General features: G+C 64.3%; 5 protein-coding genes and 1 pseudogene. 2 read left to right on the top strand and 4 right to left on the bottom strand.

Going from position 1 to position 5,367, the window contains the following annotated elements:
- Positions 1–841: exodeoxyribonuclease VII large subunit (gene xseA / locus EOA29_RS23920; RefSeq protein ID WP_127221678.1), on the bottom strand; the 841-nt coding region annotated here is incomplete at its 3' end.
- A gap of 122 nt (positions 842–963) precedes the next feature.
- Between xseA and EOA29_RS23915 the strand changes: the two genes are divergently transcribed.
- Positions 964–3,192 carry an EAL domain-containing protein gene (locus tag EOA29_RS23915; protein WP_127221676.1) on the top strand — a complete coding sequence of 743 codons (2,229 nt, stop codon included), beginning with the start codon at positions 964–966 and terminating at the stop codon, positions 3,190–3,192.
- A 3-nt stretch (positions 3,193–3,195) separates the two neighbouring features.
- On the opposite strand, the gene EOA29_RS23910 is transcribed toward EOA29_RS23915, so the two are convergent.
- A complete protein-coding gene (locus tag EOA29_RS23910; RefSeq protein WP_126092579.1) occupies positions 3,196–4,152 on the bottom strand; it encodes a LysR substrate-binding domain-containing protein in 957 nt (318 codons plus the stop codon).
- A gap of 237 nt (positions 4,153–4,389) precedes the next feature.
- On the opposite strand from EOA29_RS23910, the gene EOA29_RS23905 reads away from it, so the two are divergent.
- Positions 4,390–4,680 (top strand): DUF1127 domain-containing protein, encoded by a 291-nt coding sequence (locus tag EOA29_RS23905; protein ID WP_127221674.1) that lies wholly within the window; start codon positions 4,390–4,392, stop codon positions 4,678–4,680.
- A gap of 152 nt (positions 4,681–4,832) precedes the next feature.
- On the opposite strand, the gene EOA29_RS23900 is transcribed toward EOA29_RS23905, so the two are convergent.
- Together EOA29_RS23900 and EOA29_RS23895 are read right to left on the bottom strand one after the other, a co-directional pair.
- Entirely contained in the window at positions 4,833–5,111 is a 279-nt protein-coding gene (locus tag EOA29_RS23900; protein ID WP_127221672.1) for a hypothetical protein, read from the bottom strand.
- Between the two features lie 14 nt (positions 5,112–5,125).
- Positions 5,126–5,367 (bottom strand): annotated as a pseudogene (locus EOA29_RS23895) (hypothetical protein); the annotation flags it as partial.

Raw genomic sequence — 5,367 nt, 5'->3', positions numbered from 1 at the left:
GGTCCGCACTGACCGGCACGGCAATCTCGGCAGCGCCCGTGGGCGTCGGCGCGCGCATATCGGCGACGAAGTCGATCAGCGTCCAGTCCGTCTCATGGCCGACGGCCGAGATCACCGGGATGCGGGAGGCCGCGACGGCGCGCGCCAGCCCTTCGTCGTTGAATCCCCAAAGATCCTCGAGGCTGCCGCCGCCGCGCGCCACGATCAGGAGATCGGGCTGTCTTATCGCGCCGTCCGAGGCGAGCGCATTGAAGCCGTTGACGGCCGCGGTCACTTCCTTGGCCGTCGTCTCGCCCTGGACCCTCACCGGCCAGACCAGCACGGTGAGCGGAAACCGGTCCTTGATGCGGTGGATGATGTCTCGGATCACCGAGCCGGTCGGCGAGGTGACCACGCCGATGACTTGAGGCATGAACGGCAGCCGCCGCTTGCGCCCGGAATCGAACAGGCCCTCCGCCTGCAGCCGGCGCTTGCGCTCTTCCAGCAGCGCCATCAGCGCGCCGGCGCCCGCCGGCTCCAGATTGTCGATGACGATCTGGTAGTTGGACTTGCCGGGATAGGTCGTCAGCTTGCCGCTGGCGATCACTTCCATCCCTTCCTCGGGGCGGAATTTCAGCCGGGCCATCGTCGTCTTCCAGACCACGGCGTCGAGCCGCGCGCGGTCGTCCTTCAGCGCGAAATAGGCGTGGCCGGAGGAATGCGGGCCGCGATAGCCTGAAATCTCGCCGCGCACCCGCACGTTGCCGAAGGCGTCCTCGACCGTGCGTTTCAGCGCGCCTGAAATCTCGCTCACCGTGTATTCGGTGGCGTTGCTGCGTGATTCGGTTGCTGCTTCACTCATCATGCGATTGGGGAACGCTTATCGGCCTGCGTCAAGGCAGGGACCAATCCTCGCTTATATTATAACGCGATCTTAAGCCGAATTTGCTTTGACTGGCCCCCAACACAGTCGGCCAAGCACGCATGAGCCCACGCCCCAACAGCAGCCCATTGACGCATCAGGTCACCTTGACCGTGCTGACGCTTGCCGTTTGCGCGCTGGCGATCGTCGTCGGCTTCGGCCTCTACGCGGCAGTCCAGGCCGACCATGCCGCGCTCGAACGCCAAAAGATATTCATCGCCGATGGCCTGAAGGATCAGATCGCGACGGTTCAGCGTGAGCAGGAAAGCGTTTCGGTCTGGGATGACGCTGTCACCAATGTGAAGGCCGGCAACCAGGCCTGGATCGAGGAGAATCTCAGCGTCTGGATGTATACCTATTACGGCCACAACCGGGTCTACCTCGTCGACGCCGCAAACCTTCCGGTCCATGCCATGCGGGAGGGCGAGGTGCTCGATCCGTCGACCTATCGCGAGGACGAGCCGGCAATGCTCTCCACCATCGAGAAATTGCGCGCCATGCTCGCCCAGCCGCCGAAGGCCGACGCTTCCGACCAGCCGGCCAAGATGGTCGCCGAGGATCTGGTGTCGCTGGGCGGCAAGCCGGCGATCCTCAGCGTCATGCCGCTGGTGCCGAGCACGGACAGGGTCACGCAGGAGCCCGGCGGCGAATATCTGCATGTGTCGGTCGAGTTCATCAACGACGCCGTCATCGGCAAGATCGCCGAGAAATACCTGCTCGAGGGCGCGCGACTCGCGCCCTTGTCGCAACCGGTCGGCGCGGCGGCCGTCCCGCTGGTCGATTCACGCGGCGTCATCCTCGGCTATATAGGCTGGAACCAGGAACGGCCCGGCCTTACCCTGGTGCGCAAGATGGCGCCGGCGCTGGCCGTGGCGCTGCTTGTGGCGGCTGGTGTTCTGGCGTTCCTGCTGCGCCGGCTCCGCCGCGCTTCGTCCGCGCTGCAGACAAGCCAGGATGAGGCGCAATATCTCGCTTTCCGCGACACGCTCACCGGTCTGCCCAACAGGGCGCTGTTCGAGGACCGCTTGCGGCGGGCCCTGCTCAGGACCGGCCAGGATATGGCGGTTCACGACATGGGAGGGGTGGCGTTGCTTTATCTCGATCTCGACCGCTTCAAGCATATCAATGACACGCTCGGCCATCCCGCGGGCGATGAGCTGGTGCGCCAGACGGCAGCCAGGCTCCAGCACACCGTTCGCGAGGTGGATACCGTGGCGCGGCTGGGCGGCGACGAGTTCGCGCTGATCCTCGTCGACATCCGCGATATCGATGCCGCCGAGGATATCGCCGAGCGGCTGTTGCAGAAGTTGCAGGAGCCGTTCAAGCTCATGGACGATCAGGTTTTCGTCAGCGCCTCGATCGGCATCGCGCTGGCGGCCGGCGACGAGATGGATGCCGACGATCTCTTGCGCAAGGCCGACATCGCGCTCTACGAAGCCAAGAAGAACGGCCGCGGCCGGCACCAGGTCTTCGCCGGCGACATGGACGACCTTCTCTTGCGCAAGCGCAAGGTCGAGACCGAGCTTCGCAAGGCCCTCGACGGCGGAACCGGCATCGGGCTCGCCTACCAGCCGGTGTTCGCGGCGAACGGCAAGACGATCCTCGGCGCGGAGGCGCTGATCCGCTGGGGGCATGAGGTGCATGGCGCATTGCCGGCGGCGCAGTTCATCGCCATCGCCGAGGAGCGCGGCATGATCGGCCAACTCGGCGCGTGGGTGCTGCAGGAAGCCTGCCGCTTCGCCGTGCGAACCGACTTGCCGTGGCTCGCCGTCAACGTGTCACCGCTGCAATTGCGCGACGCCGGCTTTCCCGAACAGGTTGCGTCGATCCTTGCCGACACCGGGCTGGCGCCGCAGCGCCTGCAGTTCGAAATCACCGAAAGCGTGCTTCTGGACAACAGCGATGCTTCGAGGGCGGCTTTGGCCACTTTGCGCCAGTTGGGCGTCGGCATCGTTCTGGACGATTTCGGTACCGGCTATTCATCGCTGAGCCACCTGCGTCGCCACGCCATCGACAAGCTCAAGATAGACTGTTCCTTCGTGCGGCTTCTCGACGGCGACGGCAACTCGGCGGCGATCGTCAAGGCGCTGATCGATCTCGCCGTCGCGCTCGGAGTCGACGTCACCGCCGAGGGTGTGGAGACCGAGGCGCAGAAGATGCTGCTGGTCGCCATGGGCTGCCGGCAACTGCAGGGCTATCTCCTGTCGCCGCCGCTCGAGCCGGTCCAACTGCTCGGCCTTTCCGGTCTGGCTTCGCCGGATGAGGTCGAGCCGGCCGCCGCGCGCGCCTGATCCCTACCAGCCAGGCAGGATCTGGTTCGCCTTGGTCCGCTTCATCTTGGCGAAAGCAAGCGCCGCGAAGTCGAAGCTTCCCGTCTCCTCGCCGACAGGCACGGAAATGTTGTCGAGGCTTTCCGCAATGTGGCGGGCCAGGGCGTCGACGATCTCCGGCTGCGAGGTCTGGCCGCGCATGATGCCGATCCGGCAGTCCGGCAGCGCATCGAACCCATCGGCCTCGCCAAGCACGCGCATGCCGGGCCTGAGCGCGCATTCCGGAAGCACCGAGATGGCGAGGCCGGAAAGCACGGCGGCGGTGATCACGGTGGCCGAGAAGCTGGAGAACAGCACGCGATACTCGCGGTTCTGCCGGTCGAGCACGTCGACGGCGGCGCGCCGCCAGACGCAATTCGGCCGGCCGAACGCCATCGGCAGGATTTCCTGCTCATGCGTGGCGTGGTTGGCCGAGGTGACCCACAAAAGCGGTTCGCGCCGCACCACTTCCGACTGGCCGCGGGTGTCGTTGTGCGTCACCAGCGCGAGGTCGAGATTGCCGCGCTTGATGTGCTCGACCAGCCCGGGCGTCGGTTCGCAGATCACGGTCAGCTCGACCCGCGGGTTGGAGCGCGAGAAGCGCGCCATGATCTCGGGCAGGAAACGGTCGGCATAGTCGTCCGGCGTGCCGATCCTGATCGTGCCTTCCAGCCGCTGGTCGTCGAAGGCGGCTAAAGTCTCGCGGTTGAGGTAGATCAGCCGCCTGGCATAGGACAGCAGCCTGTCGCCTTCCTCGGTCAACTTGTTGGTGCGCCCGTCCTTTTCGAACAGCGGCTTGCCGATCCGCTCCTCCAGCCGGCGCATCTGCATCGACACTGCCGACTGCGTGCGATGCACCTCTTCGGCCGCCCGGGTGAAGCTGCCGGTGTCGGCGATCGAGATGAAGGTCTGCAACTGATCGAGATCGAGCGGCGCTTTCATCGGTCCAATCCATCATTGATGTTGATGCTACAGATTAAAAACATTCGTTGGATTAATCAATCACGCGATGGCAAATTGGCATTGTCCACATGAAGGCACTGCATGTCGCCCAAAAGTGGCTCCCGGGTTTGGGGGCGACGACATGCATCACTTTAAGTGTATCGAGACCGCAACGGCGCTTCTCCCAAGGCGCCGGTTGCCTGGTTTCGTCCGCTCGACTCCGAAGGAGAGACCGACATGACCACGATCGAATTCGCCTCCAAGACCCCGCGCATCACCACGCGTCCGGCCGTTGCGACGCTTGTGGTCAATGCTCTCGTCAACGCCTATCGCGCCTGGAAAAACCGCCGCGCCTTCTATCGCCTTGGCGAGAAGTCGGACGCCGAGCTTGCCGATATCGGCCTCACCCGCGCCGACCTCCACGTCGCCGTCGCCGTGCCCTTTGGCCGCGATCCGACGGCGAAGCTGCGCGCGATTGCCAGCGACCGCGCCGACACGATCGAGGACCTCGCCCGCAAGGTGGCCTGACCGGCAGCGCAACTGCATTCTTCGGTCGCCTTGAACCTTTTGAGGGCTCGGCGCGACCAAGTTTCATGCAGGCTCCCACACTCCCAGCCGGTTCCCCGCCGGCCCGCCTGCACTCTGCCCGGTCCTCCCAAGGACCGGGCTTTTCTTTTTGCTTAAAGCCGATCGATAAGCTCGATGAGCCGTCCACCGGCAAACATCAAAATCCCGAAGGCCAAAAGGGAGAGGGCGAATATCCCATAGCCGGCGCGATTGCTCTCATCCAACGGCTTCCACTGTGACGATAGCGGCTTGCCATACTTCAAGGCGTCACGAATGTTCCTATACCCGGGTGCGTCACCGGGGTTAAGGAAGTCATATCGATAAACTGAGTAGACAACGCCGAGCAGTGCTACACCCGTCAAGCCGTTGATGGCTATTTCACCTAAAGTCATGTTTTTTTACCAGACTACCGCCGTTCCATGCCGCGCTTGAACTGGTCGAAGATCGTTTCCATGCCCTTCTGATACTCGTCGCGCTGCTGCGCGCCGGTCTCGAACATCTTGCCGAAAATGTCGTCGAACGGGTTTCGCGGCCGGCCGCTCGGGTTGGTCTGCGGCTGCGGCTCACTCTGTTGGGGTTGGCGCTGTTGCGGTTGCTGCGGCGCCGGTTGACCGCCCGGCAAGCCGAAGCCGCCGCCCTGGCGCAGCA

Source organism: Mesorhizobium sp. M1E.F.Ca.ET.063.01.1.1, from assembly GCF_003998155.1.
In the GTDB taxonomy this organism is placed as follows: Bacteria; Pseudomonadota; Alphaproteobacteria; order Rhizobiales; family Rhizobiaceae; genus Mesorhizobium.
This window is presented reverse-complemented; position numbering and strand designations above follow the sequence as displayed.